The organism is bacterium (assembly GCA_023150945.1).
Taxonomy (GTDB): Bacteria; Zhuqueibacterota; Zhuqueibacteria; order Zhuqueibacterales; family Zhuqueibacteraceae; genus Coneutiohabitans.
In genome coordinates, this window is the sequence record JAKLJX010000033.1 from 41,182 (window position 1) to 59,936 (window position 18,755).

An 18,755-nucleotide genomic window follows, 5' to 3' on the forward strand; every position below is an offset into this window, starting at 1 on the left:
CGGTTAAGAGAATGCAATCGTTTGGCTAAACAGTAGTGTCAACCCGGCGGGAATGCGGAAAGCGGTGGGCGGCTCAGAAGGGTGACAGCGGCGTGTTCAAGAACGTGGGAATTTGAATTTCTTCCTCGCAGTAGCGGAAGAACAGGCGCAAGCCCGCCACCAACACCAGCACGGCGGCGAGCAACAGCAGCGGATGCACGTGGCCGTGCCACTGCATCAGCGGATTGTTGGCGTCCTGCGTGAGATTGTTGAGCAGCAGCGCGGTGAGATTGTTTTGCGCGTGCACGATCGCGCCGGGAATGATCGAGTCACTCTTCCAGGCCAGCACGCCGAGAAAGAAGGCGATGAAGATGAACTGCACGAACCACCAGGGATTCAAATGCACCGCGCCGAAGAGAATTGCGGTGATGAAAATGGCGTAGGCCGGCTGGTGCCGCTCTTCAAAGGCATTCTGCACGAAGCCGCGAAACAGCATTTCTTCGAACACGCCGGCAAACAGCACCGCGGCGAGCAGCATGATGATCCAATCCAGCGTGCTGTTGGCCTGCAAAGTCCGCTGCAGGATTGCCTCCCATTGTTCGGGAAAAGGCAGCAGCACACTCACCAGGCGATCCACTTCGAAGGCGAGCACGGTAATGGCCAGCCCCAGGGCCACGGTCACCCCCACCACGCGCCAGCTCACCGGGTTGAGGCGGAACACCGTGCGCGGCGAAAGTTTTTTGTGGCGCAGGTAGAGATAAGCCGGCACCAGCAGCGACAACTCGCCGAACAGCAGCGGCCACTTGGTGAGCGTGCGCTCGCTCAGAAATCCGGCGATGACCAGGGGAATGGAGGAAAGCAGGAGAACAATGCCGACGCCGCGCAGAGGAGGATAAAGGGCAGCGGTCGCAGCGGGCGGGGTTGCTTCAGATCGCATGGTTCACCGGCACATTTCCGCCAGCAGAATGGCCGCGGCAATCGCGACATTGAGCGAGTCGCCGCCGCCGCGTTTGGGAATGGAAACGCGATGCTGGATGATCTCTTTGAGCTGCGGGGAGAGTCCTTCGATTTCATCGCCCAACACCAGCACTTTCTTGGCGGAAAAGCGCAAGGTCGTGTAGGGAAAATCGCCGGACTGATCCGCGCCGTAAAGCACGCAGCCGAACATCTGGAATTTGCGCAACAGGCCGACGACATCTTCGACTTCGTGGATCGCCAGCCGGAACAGCGCGCCCATGCTGGCGCGCACGACTTTGGGATTGTATACCTCGACGCAGGTGGTGCCCACGATGATGCCGTCCACGCCCAGCCAGTCCGCGGTCCGCAAGATCGTGCCGAGGTTGCCGGGGTCATGGAGTTTTTCGATCGCCACCCACAAGCTGCGCGGCACCTGCTTCATTTGCTCCAGCGGATCGAGGGCGGGCGGCCGCTTGCGCACAACCGCGACAATCCCCTGCGAGTTCTTGGTGTCGGAAAGATTAGCGAACGCCTCGACGCCGACTTCTTCGACCGGCAGGCCGCGCTGCTGCGCCAGCTTCAACGCCTGATGCGAGCGCAGCGAGTTGAGCAGCGAGGGGCAAGAGATGATGTGTTCAATCTCCCAACCCGATTGGATCGCTTCTTCACAGACGCGGCCGCCTTCCGCCAGGAAGCATTGCGTCTCTTCACGGTATTTCTTCTGCAGCAACCGGGTGATGGATTTCAAATCAGCTTTGGAAAGCATAGGAGGACAGACGGGCTAGGTGCTGAGCAGGAAAGCAAGCGGTGTGGACTTCAATGCCGCCACCGGGCAGCCCCGCGACGATCAGGATTCATGAAAGCTTTCTTCCTCATTGCTGATGGTGCCAAAGGCTTCTGCGGGCGTGGCGGCCGCCAGCAGGCGCTCGCGAAAGTCTCGTTTGTGCACCAGGCGCGAAATCCGGCTGAGCGCTTTCAAATGCGGACCGGTTTGATGCGGCGGGCCGACCAGCAGCCACACCAGCCGCACCGGCTGATCATCGATCGCATCGAACTCAACCGGAGTGTGGGCAATGCCGAGCGCCGCCACGATCTCCGGCGCCGCTTCGGCCTTGCCGTGCGGAATCGCAACGCCTTCGCCCACGCCGGTGCTCATCACCGCCTCGCGGTCGAGAATGGCCTTGAGCACCTGGTTGCGATCCTTGATCCGGTGCGCCGCGGCCAGCACATCCACCATCTCTTCGATCACTTTCGTCTTGTCGCGGCTGGCGAGCGGCACTTTGATCAGGTCTTTTGACAAAATATCCTGCAACTTCATGAACAATGTCTCCTTCGAGCACACCGGCTGCCTGCGCACCACTCCCCACGAACCGCACTGTCCGGCAGTGACTGCCGCCTGCATGCGGTGCGGCCCTGGGGGCAAACTCACAATGTGCGCACGTGATCACGACTCACAGCCCGCCAGGCAGGAGGGCGCGGGTATGAGGCCAATCAACTCCTCCGGTCAAATTAGGACGGCAAATTTATAGCAGTGTCGTCTCAATTGCAAACCTTATTTTCGCACTGGTGTCCGCAGCGATGCCGCACTCGCTCTCAAATCACCGGCGCTTCAAGAAAAACTCAGCGCTGCCGGCAGCGCACTGTCCGTGTTCTTCACGCATGCGGACAACGGTTTTACGAACCACCCTCAACCGCGCCGGCGCCCGACAACGATAAAGGCCACACCGATCACCAACGCGCTGACGCTCAACCACACGCCGGTGGTGAAAGCGCGTGAAGCATAGCGAAACTCGATGCGATGCTGACCGGCGGGCACGGCAACGCCGCGAAAACAGTAGTTGGCGAGATACGTTTTGACCGGCTTGCCGTCCAGATAGGCGTGCCAACCAGAAGGGTAATAATTATCACTCAACACCAAAATCTGCGGAAACGCCGAAGCCGTTTCCACCGTGAGGTGATGAAGCTGATATTCCTTAATTGTTGCGCTCGCCGTGGAATCCGGTTGCGGCGCCGGCTCGGGCGTCTGCTCGAGCAGGACGGTGGTGTGCGGATCGAACGCGCCGGAGGCCAGCCGCTGCAGCGCTGCGAGGTTGTCCGTTTGCACCTCATATTGCCCCACCAAAAACGCGCGCGGCAGGGCCGTGGTGTTCTCCAAAAGGTGCAACGGATACGTGCCGCCTTGATAGTTCATCGGCACCGTCGCGCGGCTCACCCAGTTTTCCTCCGGCAAGGGAAAGAACGAAAGAATGTATTTCACGTTCAGCAGGTCGAGCAGGTTTTTGATGGCGGTGCGGCGTTCCGCCGGAATCGCCTCCACCGGTTTTGGCTGCAGGCCGCGCTGGCCGTCTTGCGTGACCACGGTGAAGTAGTCGTTCATCAAACCGCTTTGCAGATCCGTGGCCTCGAGAAAATCCTGGTAGCGCCGGGGCTTGGCGGCATGATAGCCGCCCACGCTGTGAATGTCCTGCGCCGCCCAGTGGGTTTCGCGAAAGAGATCGAGCGTCGGAAAGATGCGATAGAGGCTCTTGTCCTGCTGCAGGAATTGCGCAACGGCATCCGGTTGCAGCACCGCCTGTGCGTTGCGCTCCGGCGCGGGCGGATTGCCGATCTTCTTGTCCACCATCCAGAGATCGACGAGCGTGACGAGCACGATGACGGCCGCGGCCGTGCGCGGTGCCACTTTGCCGGCAAAGGCCAGCGCCAGCAGCGCGAGGCCCGTGCCCGTGAACAGCGTGAACTTCCACAAATCTCCGAACAACAGGCCGAAACGCATCTCATCCAGCCGCGCCTGCGTGGCGGGGTCATATTGATCGGGATAGAGGCCGGCCATGAACTGCTGCAAGCCGCTCTTGAACACGGTCACTGCCAGCGCCAGCACGAGCAGCGCACCGGCGATGCGCCAGAGATTCTTCGCGATCAGGGCGCGGCGGCCGGCCGTCTGCGCCTCCGGCGCAGCCAGCGGCTGCAGCAGCGCCTGCAATCCCAGTCCCGCCAAAATCGCCACGCAGCATTGCACCAGCACCAGAATCATCACCGGCACACGAAACTTGTTGAAGTGCGGGAAATAGTCATAAAACAGCCGGTAGAATGATTCGAAATGATGGCCGAAGGAGATGAGCAGCGCGAGCACAATGCTGGCGCCCAGGAAGCCGGTGTGCGGCACGCGTTTGAGCAACGCTACGATCGCCAGCGCCAGCACGAGAATGCCCATGTAATTGGGATAGTCCGTAAAGGGCATGGTGCCCCAATACGTCATGCCGCCGAAGCCGTAGAACGAAGGCAGGAGAAACGTCATCATCTCGCCGGGTGAGAACGACCATTGCGTGGCGTAATCGAAGCCCACGCCCGCTTCCACCTGGCCCTGCGCTGATTGCAGCACCGAGGCGGAGCCGCGAATGGAATAGGGCGTGTATTCCTGCACCGGCAAAAAGAGAATGGCGGCGAGCGCGAACGCCAACACCAGGGCTGCGGCGAAACCGCCCAGCATCGGCAACACGCGCTGCGCTTGCTTGCGCAGCAGCGCTGCGGTCAGCTCGTAGAGCACGAAGAAGCCCACCAGCATCAGGCCGTAATACGCGATTTGAATGTGGCCGCGCTGCAGCATGAAGCCGAGCGTCAAGCCCGCCAGGCCGACATTCAACCACGAAAACTTTTCGAACAGGCGATCCACCGCCCAAAGCGCGAGCGGCAGATAAGCGGCGGTCATCATTTGCGAGCCGTGACCGAAAATGATCATGGTGATCAAGTAAGGCGTGAGCATAAACGCCAGACCGCCGAGCAGGGCCGGCAGATAGTTCGCGCCCTTGCGGCGCAGGAACAGAAAGACGCCCAACCCGGCCAGCACGTAATGCAGGGCGATAACCAGCATGCCGCGCACCGGCACGAGGCGGCTGATCACATCGACAATGGCATGAGGAAAGTAGGCAAAGGGATTATACGTCAGGCTGGCGAAGCTGGGCATGCCGCCGAAAATGTGGGGCAGCCACAGCGGATACACACCATCTTCCCACAACGCTTTTTTCAATGGTGCGGAGATGGCAAGCGGCGCCTGCGCGTCAGGAGAGAGATATGTCTTGCCAAGGAATATGGTCTCGAAAAAAAACACCAGCATGAGCAGAAGATAAACGCCGCTGGCGGACAACACGGGATGTTTTGCGAACCAGGCGAAGGTGGGTGAGGGAGCTGCAGCGCGGCCGGGTTTGATGGTTGCGGTGGCGCGCCGGTGCGAAGAGGTTTTCTTGGACATGGATGAACGGTGATCCTCGAGAAAATGCGTTGTCACACCTCGGAATGAGGCGCTATATAGGATGATTTTCCACGAATCGCAAGATTTTTTCTGTGGAAAATTCCCGCTGCGTGTTTATATTGCCGCACGAATTTGAGGATGAATGAAATGAAACAGACAGTGCCCGCGCCGGCAGATGCGTGGCGCGGTGAATTCGGCAAAGCCTACACCGATCGCAACGCCTGGCCGCTGGCGGAGATGGAAGAAAGATACCGGCAAACCTACGGGCTGAGCCGCACCGAGATGAACCGCCGCCAGCTCGACGTGCTCGACCGCAACCTGCGCATCCTGGAAGTGGGCGCCAATGTCGGCAACCAGTTGCTCTGCCTGCAGCAGATGGGCTTCACTTCACTTTACGGCATCGAACTGCAGGACTATGCCGTGGAGCTGGCCAAGCAGCGCACCCGCCACCTCAATCTGCTCACCGGCGTCGCGCACGACCTGCCGTTCAAAGACGGTTACTTCGATCTGGTCTTCACCTCCGGCGTGCTGATTCACATCGCGCCCGCCGATATCCCGGCGGTGTTGCGCGAGATCCATCGCTGCAGCCGGCGCTACATTTGGGGCTTCGAGTATTTTGCCGAACGCTATACCGAAGTCAATTACCGCGGCCATGACGGCTTGCTGTGGAAAACGGATTTTGCCCGCCTTTATCTCGACACCTTTGCCGATCTGCGTTTGCTGCGGGAAGACCGTTACCGTTATCTGAATCAGGATTTGACCGACACCATGTTTCTGTTGGAGCGGATCGATGCACCGGCCGGCCGCGAGTGAAGCGGCAGGTTCGGCCTTTGTTCCCCCAATAGGCATTTGGCGATTCAAACTCAGAGTAAACTTCTGAAAGATCCTTAACCACAAAGCAAACATCTGCACCGCGGAGACGCAAAGGCACGCAAAGAAAAGATTCGAGTTCTGTCTTTCATGATTGCAGGCAACAAATGATTGGGAAATCTTTGCGAACCTTTGCGCCTCTGCGTGATTTCTTTGCCGAAATTCGAGAGCGTTGGGAACGGTCAGAATTGTCACGAAACCCCCATAAATACAGGTTGAGATAGTACCCGTCGGACAAATGTTTGCTTTTTTTTGCAGCGCTTCGATTTCAAAGAACCCATCAATTCCACTGTGAGAGGCAACATGAACTGGAGTGACAAAAACGTTTTGCTCACCGGCGGCACCGGCTCGTTCGGCAAGAAATTCGTCGCGATTGCGCTGCAAAAATACCGGCCGAAGAAGCTGATCGTCTTCAGCCGCGACGAGCTCAAGCAGTATGAAATGCAGCAGCAGTTCCGCGATCCGATCTTGCGCTATTTTCTCGGCGATGTGCGCGACCAGGAGCGGCTGCACCGCGCGCTGCACGGCGTAGACATCGTCGTGCACGCCGCCGCCCTCAAACAAATCCCCGCCTGTGAATACAATCCCATCGAAGCCGTGAAGACCAACGTGCTGGGCGCGCAGAACATCATCGAAGCCGCGATCAACAACGGCGTGCAGCGCGTGATCGCCCTGAGCACCGACAAGGCCGCAAATCCCGTCAATCTTTATGGCGCGACCAAACTGGTGTCGGACAAACTCTTCGTCGCGGGCAACTCCTATTCCGGCGCCACCGGGCCCCGCTTCAGCGCGGTGCGCTACGGCAACGTCATCGGCAGCCGCGGCAGCGTGATTCCCTTCTTCAAGGAAAAACGCGCCACCGGCGAGCTGCCCATCACCGATTTGCGCATGACCCGCTTCTTCATCACCCTCGAGCAGGGCGTGGAATTCGTGTTCCGCTGTTTTGATTTGATGCAGGGCGGCGAGATTTTCGTGCCGAAAATTCCCAGCATGCGCATCACCGATCTCGCCAAAGCGCTGGCGCCGGAGTGCACCATCAAAGTCGTGGGCATCCGGCCCGGCGAAAAAATTCACGAAACCATGGTGCCGCGCGACGAAGCCCATCACACGCTCGAGTTCGATACTTACTTCATCGTCGAGCCGACCTTCCCGTGGTGGGGCAGAGCCAACCACGGCGCGGGCAAACGCGTGCCGGATGACTTCAGCTACAGCAGTGACAACAACACCTGGTGGCTGAGCGCGGACGAACTGAAAAAACTGGTGGGCGAATGAGTCTGGCTTGGCTGCCCTATGGCCGGCACTGGCTGGAAGAAGATGACATCGCCGCAGTGGTCGAAGTGCTGCGCCATCACAATCTCACCCAGGGTGAAAAGGTCGCGGAATTCGAACAAGCGCTGGCAGCGTATTGCGGCGCGCAGTACGCCGTGGCGGTGGCCAACGGCACGGCGGCTTTGCATTGCGCCGCGCTGGCGGCCGGCTTCGCGCCCGGCGACGAGGTGATCACTTCGCCGCTCACCTTTGCCGCTTCAGCCAATTGCATTGCCTATCTCGGCGGCCGGCCGGTGTTCGCGGATATCGATGCCGGCACGCGCAATCTCGATCCCGCGGAAGTGGCTCGCCGACTCACGCCGCAAACCCGCGGCCTGCTACCGGTGCATTTCGCCGGCCGCAGTTGTGACATGCCGGTATTCGCCGAGCTGGCCCGCCGCCACAATCTGGTGGTGATCGAAGACGCGGCGCACGCCATCGGCAGCGAATATGAAGCCGACGGCGCCTGTCTGCGCGTCGGCGCGTGCGCCCATTCCGACATGACGGTGTTCAGCTTCCATCCGGTCAAACATGTGACCACCGGCGAAGGCGGCGCCATTCTCACCAACCGCGCGGATATCTACCAGCGCCTGTTGCTGTTTCGCAGCCACGGCATCACCAAGAATCCACAACGCCTCGAGCACAACGAGGGCCCATGGTATTATGAGATGCAAGCGCTCGGTTACAATTACCGCTTGACCGACATGCAGTGTGCGCTCGGCCTCAGCCAGATGAAAAAGCTGCCGCAATTTCTCGCGCGCCGCGCGGAAATCGTCGCCCGCTACAACAAAACGTTCGGCAGCCATCCGGCCCTGATTCCGCCGCAAGTGCCCAAGGCGGCCACGGCCTGGCATCTCTACGTTTTGGAATTCGACCTCGCCCAGCTCGATTGCGACCGGCGCACGATTTTCCTGGAGCTGCAGGAAGCCCGCCTGGGCGTGCAGGTGCATTACATTCCCGTGCATTTGCTGCCTTATTACCGCAAACACTTCGGCACCAAACCCGGCGATTATCCCCGCGCCGAACGCTACTACAGCCGCGCGCTGTCGCTGCCGCTCTACCCGAAACTTACCGACGCCGAGGTGAACCGCGTGATCGACACGGTTCTGCAAATCGTCAACCGGCACCGGCGATGAACCCGCTCTCTGACAGTGCGGCGGCGTGGTCGGCAGGCGTCATTCTGCAGGCGCGCATGGGCTCGACTCGCTTGCCCGGCAAAGTGCTGCGCCTGGCCGCGGGCCGGCCGGTGCTCGAATGGTGCCTCTTGCGCCTGGCGGAATCGCAGCAGTGCCGCCGGGTGATCGTGGCCACCAGCACGCTGCCGCAGGATGATGCCATTGCGGCGTTCTGCGATCAGCGGCAAGTACCTTGCTTTCGCGGCAGTGAAAACGATGTGCTGCAGCGCTACTACGAAGCAATGCGCCGCTTTCACGTCGATCCGGTGATCCGCGTCACCGCCGACTGCCCGCTGATCGATGCGCACGTGCTCGATGCCATGCTGCCAGCCTACTTTGCCCGGCAGGCCGACTATCTGAGCAACACGCTGACGCGCACGTTCCCGCGCGGTTATGATCTCGAAATCTTTTCTTTCGCCGCGCTGCAAACGGCGCAGCAACAGGCGCAACAGGCCTACGAGCGCGAGCATGTCACGCCCTTCATCTACCAGCATCCCCAGTTGTTCAAACTGGCAGGCTACGAAAATGATTTCGATGCTTCGGCGCTGCGGGTGACAGTGGATACGCCGGAGGACTTGCTGGTGGTGGATCGCATCTATCAGCACTTCGTGCAAACGGGCCGCGGCCATCATTTCACCCTGCCGGAGCTGGTGAAGCTGTGGTCGAGCCAGCCCGACCTGGCGGCCCGCAATCAACACATTCGTCAGAAACAACTCGGTGAATAGAACCATTATCTTTCGCACCGACGGCAGCCGCACGATCGGCGTCGGCCATGTTTATCGCTGCCTGGCGCTGGCGGAAGCGCTGCGCAGCCGCGGCTGCAACGCCTGTTTTGCGGTAACAGTAACGCCGGCGGCGATTCAAGATTTGATTCGGCAGCACGGCCATCAGGTGGAGGTGCTCGCCAGCGGGGCGCCGGAAATCACGCAGCTTGCCGCGTTGGCGGAACGATACGCCACGCGTTTGCTTTGCGTCGATACCTACGCGGTGGAGGCGGCGTATTTCCGCGACTTGCAGGCCACGGGCTGGCGCACGGTGTGCATCGATGACTTTGCCGGCTTTGCGATCGCAGCGGAGGTGGTGATCAATCACAACGCCTACGCCGCGGATTTGCGCTACGAAGTTCCGGCCGGCACGCGCTTGCTGCTCGGTCCGCGCTATGCGCTGTTGCGGCGGCAGTTTCGTGAAGCGCGCGCGGCGGCCACTGCACCGGCGGCGACGCCTTACCTGCTGGTGCTGATCGGTGGCTCGGATCCGCATCAATGGAGTTTGCGCTTGGCACACAGTCTGTTGGCCGCGCTGCCGGTCAACATCGTGGTCGTGGCCGGGCCGGCAACCATCGGGCTGCCGGAATTGCAGCAACTGGCGCAGGCGCACGCCCGCCTGCGCGTGAAAAGCCAGCCGCCGGATTTGCCGGCCCTGATGGCCGGCGCCAGCCTCGCGGTCAGCGGCGCCGGCGTGACGACGTATGAGCTGGCCTGCCTCGGTGTGCCCAGTTTGTTGTTGATTGTCGCCGATAATCAGCGGCAAAATGCGGCGGCGCTCGGCCGCTTGGGCATTGCGCAGGTGTTGGGCTGGCATGCAGACTGGCAGGCGGACGCTATTGCCGCTCGCGCGGCTGCGCTGTTGGACAATGGCAGTGAACGGCAAGCGATGGCGGCGCGTGGCCGGCGCCTGGTGGATGGCGCCGGCGCGGAACGCGTTGCCGAGGAGATCGTGCATGAAATCGATTCGTCTCACTGAGTCCCGCTGCCTCGGCGAGGGCGAGCCGTGCTTCGTGATTGCGGAAGCCGGCTCCAACCACAATCGCGATTTTGCGCTGGCACAGAAGCTCATCGAGGTCGCGGCTGAGGCCGGCGCCGACAGCGTCAAATTTCAAATCTTCACCGCCGACAAGATCTATTCGAAAAAGACGCCGAAGATGAGCTATTTGAAGGAAAAGCAGCTCACGCAGGAAAGCGAGACGGTGTATGATTTGATCAAGAAACTCGAGCTGCCGCGTGAGTGGCTGCCGGACTTGCAGGCCTACAGCGAACAAAAAGGCATCATCTTCTCCGCCACGCCCTTCGACCTCGAAGCGGTCGATCTGCTGGCAAAACTCGACGTGCCCTTCTACAAAGTCGCCTCGTTTGAGATTACGCATCTGCCGCTGTTGCGGCACATCAGCCGCACCGGCAAGCCCATCATTCTCTCCACCGGCATGGCCAACCTGGCGGACATCGAGCGCGCACTGGAGGTAATTCAGCAGGCCGGCAGCAGCGAGGTGATCCTGCTGCACTGTGCCATCAACTATCCGCCGGCCTATGAAGACATTCATCTGCGTGCGATCGCCACCTTGCGCCGCGCCTTCGAAGTGCCGGTGGGCTTTTCCGATCACACGCTCGACAACGTGTGCCCGATCGCGGCGGTGGCGCTGGGCGCGTGCGTTATCGAGAAACATTACACCACCGACCGCGCGCTGCCCGGGCCTGATCATCCGTTTGCGATGGACCCGCCGCAACTGCGTGAGATGATCGCCGCCATTCGCAAAACCGAAAAGGCGCTGGGCCACAGCCTGAAGCGGCACACCGCCGCCGAAGCAGAATTACACCAGCTTGCGCGGCGCAGTTTGGTGGCGGCCTGTGATATTCCCGCCGGCACGGCCATCACTGCGGCGATGCTGGAAGTGAAACGGCCGGGCTTCGGCATTCCCACGCACTTGATGGATTTGGTCGTCGGCCGCACGGCGCGGGTCAACATCGCAGCCGACGACATTCTTTCCTGGGATATGATTGGCTGATTTCCACGCGTGATGAACACCACCATCCATCTGCGCCCGGCTGCGGCGCACGACAGCGAAGATGTGCTGCGCTGGCGCAATGATCCCCTCACCCGCGCCAACTCCTTTCACAGCGAGACGATTTCTCCGGAAGAACACCAGCGCTGGTTCAGCCAGACGCTGCAGCGCAGCGACCGGCTGTTGCTCATCGGCCTGGCGGACGCCGGCAAGATCGGCGTCGTGCGCTTTGATCTCGCCGGCGACAGCGCGGAGATCAACCTCAACCTGGCACCGGAAGCGCGCGGCCGCGGGCTGGGCACGGCGTTGATTGTCGCCGGCAGCGGTTATTTGCTGCAGCAGCATCCGGCCATCGCGAAAATCTACGCGAATATCAAACGCGAGAACCTGGCCTCGGTTCGGGCGTTCGAGAAGGCCGGCTATCGTTTGCTGGCCGGCGGCGAGCACGCAACCTACGTTTTCACACCCGATCGCAGCGCGGCAGCCGGCAGCCGCCCCAACCGCCGCATGATTGCACGGCAGGTGATGCAATTGTCGAGCGCCAACGTGATGGTGCAGGCGGCGCGCTTCATGAAGAATTTTCTGCTGGCGCGGCTGCTCGGCCCGCAATTGTTCGGCTTGTGGAACGGCCTGCAAATTCTGCTGGTGTACGGCGTGAACGCGCATCTCGGCGTGCTCAATGCGATGAATCGCGAAGTGCCCTTGCGCCGCGGCCGCGGCCAGAGCGCAGCGATTCCGGCGCTGGCGCGCGTCAGCCTGACCTTCACCATGATCGCCACGCTGGCGCTGGCGGTGGTGCTCGTGCTGATCAGCATTTCGCCGCTGGTCGACGGTCTCGAAGCCGTGGCGTTGCGCCTGCTCGCCGCGGTGTTGCTGGCGCAACAGCTTTATCAATTCTTCCAATTTTGGCTGCGCGCCGATGATCAATTCGCCCTGCTCAGCCGCACGCTGGTCGTTTCGGCGGTGATCGAGCTGGCTGTGACGGTGGCGTGGGTTTATTATGTCGGCTTTCTCGGCATCTTCTACGGCTTTTTGGCCGGCGCGCTGGTGGCCGTCGTGCTCTGCCTGCGCGCGGTCAATCCCGCGTTTTGGCGCCTTGCTTTCGATTTCAAACTCATTCCGCAGTTGGTGCGGCTGGGTTTTCCGATGATGATCGTCGGCCTAAGCTACAGTTTGATGACGACGCTCGATCGCGTGTTGATCATCAACTTTCTCGGCACCGAGCAGCTCGGCTACTATGCCTTGGGGCCGCTGGTGCTGGCGGCGCTGACCTATGTGCCGGCCACCATCAATCAAGTGATCTACCCCAAGCTGGGCGAGCGTTACGGCGCGACCGGCGAAGCGCCCAGCGTGGCCGGCTATGTCATCCGGCCCACCGTCATCACAGCGTACCTCATGGCCTTGGTGTTGGGCGGCGCTTATCTCGGCCTGCCGCTGCTGCTGCAATTGCTGCCGAAATACAACGCCGGATTGCCGGCGGCGCGCATTCTGTTCGCGGGCTTCTATTTCCTCAGTCTGGTCGGCGCCAGTGCCAACTTGCTGGTCACCATCAACCGCCAGATGCAATACCTGGCCACGTTGTTCGCGGCGATTGCCCTGGGCTTGCTGCTCAATTTTGCCGCGATTTTCGCGGGCTGGGGCATTGCCGGCATTGCCGCCACCACCAGCGTCACCTATTTTCTTTATGCCGCCGGCGTCATTGGCTTCACCGCCCGGCGTTACCTCGGCCTGAGCCGCAGGCAACTCCATCGCCTGGCCTGGCGCATCGTGCTGCCCTATGGCCTGGCCGTGGCCAGCCTCGCCGCCGCCCTGCAGATTGAAACCGGCAATCCCCTGCTCACGCCCTGTCTGCAACTCGGTGCGTTTGTGCTGGCATTCAGCCTGCTCGCGTTCCTGCCCGGCCGCCGGGAGATGTCATCGTGAGAACCGTCATCGTGCTGGAGCGCGGCGCAGCTCTCCCCGACATGCCATCGCTGGAGACGGCGGAGCGCCTCTATTTCACCGACGATCACCACCTGCAACAGCAACTGGATGCCGCCGCACAAACCTGGCTCTCGACGCCGCGTCTGCTTTCCAACGCCGAATTGGAGGAATTGACTGCCGTCGCAGCGCAACGGCATGCCGATTGGCTGCAGCGTTCGCCGGAATTCCACCATGCCGGTTTGCCCATTGCCACGAGTCTGGTGCAATTTTATGAACCCTGGGCGATCGCGCTGCGCAAGCTTGCGGCTTATCGCCGTTTGCTTGCCTCCGCCCGGCCGCTGCGCGTGATTGCGCCCGCCAGCGAAATGCCGTGGCTGCAAGCGCTGCTCTCTAGGCAACCGGAGGTGGAACTCGTTGCCGCAGCGGCGCCGCGCGGCTTCCTGCGCAAGCTGCGGCAACGGCTTGCGAACAGTTGGCTGATCCATCGCCTGCGTTATCGCGGCGGCTGGCGGCCGGCGCTGCGCTTCTACTTCGATTACTGGTGGAGTGAAACGCCGTGGCTGAAAGCGCCGGTGAAACCAGCCGAGCTTGCCGGCGATTATGTGCTGTTCTCCACCGGCTACATCAATCACGCCAGGACGTTTCTGCCGATTCTGCGCAAGCTGCCGCGGCCTTATCTCCTCATTGCCAGCACGCCCGCAGCCTGCCGCTATTTTCGCGAACAGGGCGTGCCCTATCGCCGCTTCGGCCACTTCATCACACCGGCCGCCTGGCGGCGTTATCGCGCCTTTGATCGCACCAAGCTCGACGCGCTGGTCGCGGCGGGCAGCGACGCCCTTTTCAATTTCGAAGGCATCGATCTGCGGCCGTTCGTGCGCGCGAGTTTGCTCCGGCTGTTGCGCCATCAGCTCGGCCGCCTGCGCTTGTATGCCGAAGTCTATCTCGAGTTGCTGCGGCGGGCGCGGCCGCGGCACGTCGTGGTGGCGGATGACACCACCACGCACGGCCGCCTCCTCGTGCTGGCGGCGCAAGCCTGCGGCATTCCCACGCTCAACATTCAGCACGGCGCCATCGCCGACGTGCAGCACTATCGCCAGACCGTGGCCGAGAAGCTGGCGGTGTGGGGCGAACACGATCGCGCTTTGCTCGTACGACACGGCGTCGCCGCGGAGAAGGTCGTCGTCACCGGTCAGCCGCGCTTCGAGGCCGCGGCAACTGCCCCGGCGGAAACCGCAAGTCTGCGGCGCCGGTATCGCGTGCCGGCAAACGCGAAGGTGCTGCTGTGGGCCACCACGCCTTTTGTGCCGCGCCTATCCTACGATGTGCCGGAGCGCAATCAGCGCTATCTCGCCGCGTTGCTCGAAATTCTGGCCGCCGAGCCGCTGTGGTTTCTGTTGATCAAACTGCATCCGCGTGATCAGCGTGAAGTCTATGAAAAGGGATTAGCAGAACGCGATCGCGCGCTGCGCGGCCGGGTGCGCCTGCTGCAAGCCGAAGACATGCAGGGGCTACTGCCCCTCGCCGACGTGCTGCTGGCCTGGAACACCAGCGTGATTCAAGAAGCGGTGCTGGCGGGCAAAGCCATCATCGGCGTCAACTTTTTCGGCATGCCGGAATCCATTCCCTCGGTCTCCGAGGGCGTGGCATTGCCCGCCCGCACGCCGGAAGAACTGCGCGGCGCGTTGCAAAGCCTCTTGTTGGGGAAGGGCGCCGTGCACGCCATGCTGGCCGAGGCGCGGCCACGCTATGCTGCCCGCTATTTGAATGTGAGCGAACGCTCCGCGGTTGACCGTATCCTCGAGCTGCTGGCCTGAACGCGATTCCGCAGCGCCGGTGAATGACCGCTACTTCCTCCCGCAAGGCAGCGCCCGCCGGAATCTTCACCGCCGCGCGAACCAATCCTCGCTGCCGGCAGTTAGAAAACGTGGAATTCAACTCACGAAGTGAACCTGCCCCGCAGCGCTGGCACTGAGTTTCACCGGTTACCCCCAGTCGGCAAGGGCCTCCAAAATTCGCCGTGGAGGATCGTCATGTTCTTCAAAAAAAGTGCCTGCCTCATCGTCGCCGTTGTGCTTATCCCCCTCGTTCTATCAGCACAAACCCAGTGGCAAACCTATCCCGGCAATCCCCTCATCACTGCAAATGTTTTCTATTCGATGGATCCCGCAGTGGTATTCAATCCGGCGACCGGCCTCTACCAGATGTGGTATACTGCTGATCAAGAGGGCCACTACTATGTCTTCTATGCTACTTCTGAAGATGGCCTCGCCTGGGAGAAATTCGGCGGTAACCCCGTGCTCAGCCCCGGGCCGGAGAGTGCCTGGGATGGCTGGCATGCGCGCTGCTCTGCCGTGGTTTTCGATGGTGAGAAATATCACATGTTCTACATGGGCGCCAGTTACAGCTCACGTGAGCGGATCGGCCTCGCGACCTCTTTCGACGGCATTCACTGGCAAAAGTATCAGAACAATCCGATCCTGGGGCCGGGTGCGCCGGGAACATGGGATCAAACCCAGGTCTATCATCCTGAAGTCTATTTCGACGGCGCGATGTTCTATCTCTGGTACGCCGGCTACAACGGCAGCACGATGCGCGGCGGCTTGGCAACCTCACCGGATGGCATGCACTGGACGAAACATCCGGCAAATCCTGTGTTGCAGGTGGGCGCACCGGGCGAGTGGGATGACTACGGTGTGTGGCCCAACAGCGGCGTGGTCCGCAGCGACGGCGTTTTCTATCTGCTGTATTCCGCAGCGAGCAACCAGAACACCAGCAGGGGCGCAATCGGTTTGGCGACCTCTGCGGATGGCGTGCACTGGACGAAACACCAAGGCAACCCCGTGCTGCGCGCCGGCGCGCCGGGTTCGTGGAATCAAGCGGGACTCGGGCCGGGAGCGCTGCTTTTCGATGGTACGTATTTCAAGCTTTGGTTTGCGGGCCACACCAATCCCACCAACACCTGGCACATCGGCTATGCGCAATCAGCGCGCGGTGCTGCCACGGATTTCGCTTTGGAGTTCGATGGCCGCGATGACATCGTAAAGATCCCGGACGCCGGCAATGCGCTCGACTTGGACGATTTCACCATCGAGGCCTGGGTTTACCGGCTGTCCGCGAATGCCAACCACATGCTGGTCTCCAAAGCCGAAGCGGGCGAAACCGCGGCAGTGAATTCCAACTTCTGGTTGTGGATCAAAGACAATAATCGCGCCGAAGTGGGCTGGGAGCTGGCGAATTCGGAAAATCAGCAGGTGGAGGGCACCACCGCAATCGCGCCCAACAAGTGGTATCACCTCGCCGGCGTGCGCGCGGCCGGTGCCAGCACGTTGCGCATTTATGTGAATGGCGAATTGGACGCGCCGCCTCATCCCACCAGCGGGCAGCCGAACCGGCAAGATGTTCCCGTCTATCTGGGCGACACGCCGGGCGTTGCAAATGAGAAGTTCCACGGCATCATCGATGAGGTGCGCATTTGGAATGTCGCGCGCAGCGCAGCCGAGATTCGCGCCACGATGAATGCCGAAATCACCGGTTCGGAACCTGGCCTGGTCGGTTATTGGCGACTGAATGAAGGCGAAGGCCAGCTCGTGCATGATCAGAGTCCCTCCGGCAATCACGGCCAGCGGGGATTGCTGCCGGAGGCGGAGAGTGCGGATCCGCGCTGGGTCGGCGTCGCGCGGACGGGCGGAGATTGTGCCGGCATACCGCTGCCTGCCGCGGAAGCTTATGGCAACATCAACGGTCAGGATCAATCCCATGCAGATCGCGTTGTGTATTGTTTCCCCGGCCAGCCCGGTGATTTGTATCTCTCCTTTGCCGCCTATGATATCGACTCACCCACCGAGGTTGCCCTCCGCTTGAACGGCATGAAAGTGTTCGACGTGCCGGTGACTCTCAACAACGGCTGGAGCGGATTGTTCGGCGTGTTGCTGCCGGATGATTTGATCAACGACTTGGGATCAAATGAACTGGTTTTCGACAACGTCAAAAATCCACCGAAGAATTGGCGCTGGGGCGTGCGGCAGGTTTCGGTTGATCGCTTTCAAGCGCTGCCTTCGTTCGCGGCTTTGGGCAATATCAAAGGCGGCGATCAATCCCATGCCGACAAGGTTGTTTACTTCTTCTCGGGCCAGCCCGGCGATCTCCGCCTGGCGTATGAAGTCTATGATATCGACCATCCCAACGAGCTGGACCTGCTGCTCAATGGCGTGAAGCTGCACGACGAGGCGGTCACCTCCAACGAGTCCTGGAGCGGGCCGCGCACACTGTTGTTACCGGACGAGTTTGCCAATGATGCCGGCATCAATGTCTTGATCTTCGAGAACACGCAAAACCCGCCGCGGCAGTGGCTGTGGGGTGTGCGCAACGTCAGCCTCGAGCCGGTCACGACGCAATCACTCGCGCTGGCACTGCCGGCGAATATCAAGTTCGCGGGCGAACAAGTTCAATGGCCTTCCTTGTTGTTTGATGGCCGGGTGCAGCCGCCCGCGCGGCCGCTGGGAGATGATGCCGAGCTTCCCGACAGCACATTTGCCGGCGCCACCACTGTGGCTGTGGGCGGCAGACTCACCGTGGATTTGACCGCGGCCCAACCGATCGACGCTTTCGTGCTGCATCCGGATCCGAATGCCCAGCGATACTTCCACCTTCAGCTCGAAGCCTCGCTCGACGGGCAATCCTGGCAGCCCATGATGACGAGTTCCGGCGTGGCTTTGCAGGGCACACAGTTCGTGTCGCTGCCGCGCCTGTGGGCGCGTTTCCTGCGCTTGCGCGGCGCCAGCATGCTGGTTGCCACCGACTCGCTCGAGGTTGCCGGCGCGGAAGCGGAATTCTGGCGGCAGCAGGATGAGCTGATCGCGCAGGCGCCCCGCGCGGCGCTGGCCGTGGCGGAATTGGTCTTGCTCTCGCGGACAGGCAGTGTGCGCGTCAACGATCCGGTTGCCGCGCTGCCGGTCGCCTACCGCCTGGCGCAAAACTTCCCCAATCCTTTCAATCCAACGACCACCATCCAGTTTGACTTGCCACGGCCGGGCCGCGTGCAGTTGGCGATCTATGATGTCAACGGCACGTGCGTGCGCGTGCTGCAGGAGGGCAACCTGCCGGCCGGCGCACATGCCGTCACCTTCGAGCCGCGCGGGCTTGCATCCGGAATCTACTTCTATCGTCTGGAAGCGGGCGGTTTCCGCGCCACGCGCAAACTGCTGTTGCTCAGGTGAGGCGCGGCATTCTCGTCGCCCGGCAATACCGGGAGCCTGGCGGCACTCCTCCGGACGGATTGGCGCAGGCGTCTGCAATCACAAAATCTCTCCCCCTTCTCTGCCCAAGCGAAGGGGGATGCGCTCCCGCAGTGCAAAAACCACTTGGCTCGACACCGACTGGCTGCAATCCCCATCTGCTTTCAATCTGCGATTGACTCCGCAAGCTGCCACCACCAATGCGCAGCGCCCGTTGCCTCAAAATTAAATGTTACCCAAATTTGTGAGAACTGGGGTGATTTTGATTTATTGTTCTTTTGCTGTTG

Annotated in this window: 13 protein-coding genes; 9 read left to right on the forward strand and 4 right to left on the reverse strand. The window is 61.2% G+C overall.

From position 1 onward, the window contains the following. Nucleotides 1-73 precede the first annotated feature (73 nt). The 4 genes from L6R21_26065 to L6R21_26080 form a co-directional block, all read right to left on the reverse strand. Complete coding sequence (locus tag L6R21_26065) at nucleotides 74-916, reverse strand: CPBP family intramembrane metalloprotease (GenBank protein ID MCK6562671.1); 843 nt, start codon at nucleotides 914-916, stop codon at nucleotides 74-76. 3 nt (nucleotides 917-919) lie between these two features. Continuing rightward, on the reverse strand, nucleotides 920-1,702 hold the full coding sequence (locus L6R21_26070) for an RNA methyltransferase (protein ID MCK6562672.1): 783 nt from the start codon (nucleotides 1,700-1,702) through the stop codon (nucleotides 920-922). Between the two features lie 81 nt (nucleotides 1,703-1,783). After that, nucleotides 1,784-2,254, reverse strand: a complete 471-nt coding sequence (locus L6R21_26075) for a PTS sugar transporter subunit IIA (GenBank protein MCK6562673.1) — start codon at nucleotides 2,252-2,254, stop codon at nucleotides 1,784-1,786. Between the two features lie 369 nt (nucleotides 2,255-2,623). Continuing rightward, nucleotides 2,624-5,182, reverse strand: a complete 2,559-nt coding sequence (locus tag L6R21_26080; GenBank protein ID MCK6562674.1) for a YfhO family protein — start codon at nucleotides 5,180-5,182, stop codon at nucleotides 2,624-2,626. Nucleotides 5,183-5,329: 147 nt separating this feature from the next. On the opposite strand from L6R21_26080, the gene L6R21_26085 reads away from it, so the two are divergent. The 9 genes from L6R21_26085 (at nucleotide 5,330) to L6R21_26125 (ending at nucleotide 18,450) form a co-directional block, all read left to right on the forward strand. Then, nucleotides 5,330-5,995: a methyltransferase domain-containing protein gene (locus tag L6R21_26085; protein ID MCK6562675.1), complete on the forward strand. Its 666-nt coding sequence runs from the start codon at nucleotides 5,330-5,332 to the stop codon at nucleotides 5,993-5,995. 360 nt (nucleotides 5,996-6,355) lie between these two features. Next, nucleotides 6,356-7,324, forward strand: coding sequence for a UDP-N-acetylglucosamine 4,6-dehydratase (inverting) (gene pseB, locus L6R21_26090; GenBank protein ID MCK6562676.1), 969 nt, complete (start codon nucleotides 6,356-6,358; stop codon nucleotides 7,322-7,324). Beyond that, nucleotides 7,321-8,496, forward strand: coding sequence for a UDP-4-amino-4,6-dideoxy-N-acetyl-beta-L-altrosamine transaminase (gene pseC, locus L6R21_26095; GenBank protein MCK6562677.1), 1,176 nt, complete (start codon nucleotides 7,321-7,323; stop codon nucleotides 8,494-8,496). The genes pseB and pseC overlap by 4 nt, the downstream gene beginning before the upstream one ends. Continuing rightward, nucleotides 8,493-9,260: a glycosyltransferase family protein gene (locus L6R21_26100; GenBank protein ID MCK6562678.1), complete on the forward strand. Its 768-nt coding sequence runs from the start codon at nucleotides 8,493-8,495 to the stop codon at nucleotides 9,258-9,260. Before pseC ends, L6R21_26100 begins: the two co-directional genes overlap by 4 nt. Next, complete coding sequence (gene pseG / locus L6R21_26105; protein MCK6562679.1) at nucleotides 9,253-10,278, forward strand: UDP-2,4-diacetamido-2,4,6-trideoxy-beta-L-altropyranose hydrolase; 1,026 nt, start codon at nucleotides 9,253-9,255, stop codon at nucleotides 10,276-10,278. The genes L6R21_26100 and pseG overlap by 8 nt, the downstream gene beginning before the upstream one ends. Further along, the gene (locus L6R21_26110) at nucleotides 10,256-11,314 is read left to right on the forward strand and encodes an N-acetylneuraminate synthase family protein (protein ID MCK6562680.1); all 1,059 of its coding nucleotides are present in this window, start codon (nucleotides 10,256-10,258) and stop codon (nucleotides 11,312-11,314) included. Before pseG ends, L6R21_26110 begins: the two co-directional genes overlap by 23 nt. Before the next feature lie 12 nt (nucleotides 11,315-11,326). Beyond that, the gene (locus L6R21_26115; GenBank protein MCK6562681.1) at nucleotides 11,327-13,234 is read left to right on the forward strand and encodes a GNAT family N-acetyltransferase; all 1,908 of its coding nucleotides are present in this window, start codon (nucleotides 11,327-11,329) and stop codon (nucleotides 13,232-13,234) included. Next, the gene (locus tag L6R21_26120) at nucleotides 13,231-15,048 is read left to right on the forward strand and encodes a hypothetical protein (GenBank protein ID MCK6562682.1); all 1,818 of its coding nucleotides are present in this window, start codon (nucleotides 13,231-13,233) and stop codon (nucleotides 15,046-15,048) included. Before L6R21_26115 ends, L6R21_26120 begins: the two co-directional genes overlap by 4 nt. A gap of 216 nt (nucleotides 15,049-15,264) precedes the next feature. After that, a complete protein-coding gene (locus L6R21_26125; GenBank protein MCK6562683.1) occupies nucleotides 15,265-18,450 on the forward strand; it encodes a T9SS type A sorting domain-containing protein in 3,186 nt (1,061 codons plus the stop codon). The last annotated feature ends 305 nt before the right edge of the window (nucleotides 18,451-18,755 follow it).

Coding starts and splice junctions, on each gene's coding strand:
- L6R21_26125 (MCK6562683.1), top strand. CDS start 15,265: ATGTTCTTCAAAAAAAGTGCCTGCCTCATCGTCGCCGTTGTGCTTATC.
- L6R21_26065 (MCK6562671.1), bottom strand. CDS start 916: ATGCGATCTGAAGCAACCCCGCCCGCTGCGACCGCTGCCCTTTATCCT.
- L6R21_26080 (MCK6562674.1), bottom strand. CDS start 5,182: ATGTCCAAGAAAACCTCTTCGCACCGGCGCGCCACCGCAACCATCAAA.
- pseB (MCK6562676.1), top strand. CDS start 6,356: ATGAACTGGAGTGACAAAAACGTTTTGCTCACCGGCGGCACCGGCTCG.
- L6R21_26110 (MCK6562680.1), top strand. CDS start 10,256: ATGAAATCGATTCGTCTCACTGAGTCCCGCTGCCTCGGCGAGGGCGAG.
- L6R21_26075 (MCK6562673.1), bottom strand. CDS start 2,254: ATGAAGTTGCAGGATATTTTGTCAAAAGACCTGATCAAAGTGCCGCTC.
- L6R21_26085 (MCK6562675.1), top strand. CDS start 5,330: ATGAAACAGACAGTGCCCGCGCCGGCAGATGCGTGGCGCGGTGAATTC.
- L6R21_26100 (MCK6562678.1), top strand. CDS start 8,493: ATGAACCCGCTCTCTGACAGTGCGGCGGCGTGGTCGGCAGGCGTCATT.
- L6R21_26070 (MCK6562672.1), bottom strand. CDS start 1,702: ATGCTTTCCAAAGCTGATTTGAAATCCATCACCCGGTTGCTGCAGAAG.
- pseC (MCK6562677.1), top strand. CDS start 7,321: ATGAGTCTGGCTTGGCTGCCCTATGGCCGGCACTGGCTGGAAGAAGAT.
- L6R21_26115 (MCK6562681.1), top strand. CDS start 11,327: ATGAACACCACCATCCATCTGCGCCCGGCTGCGGCGCACGACAGCGAA.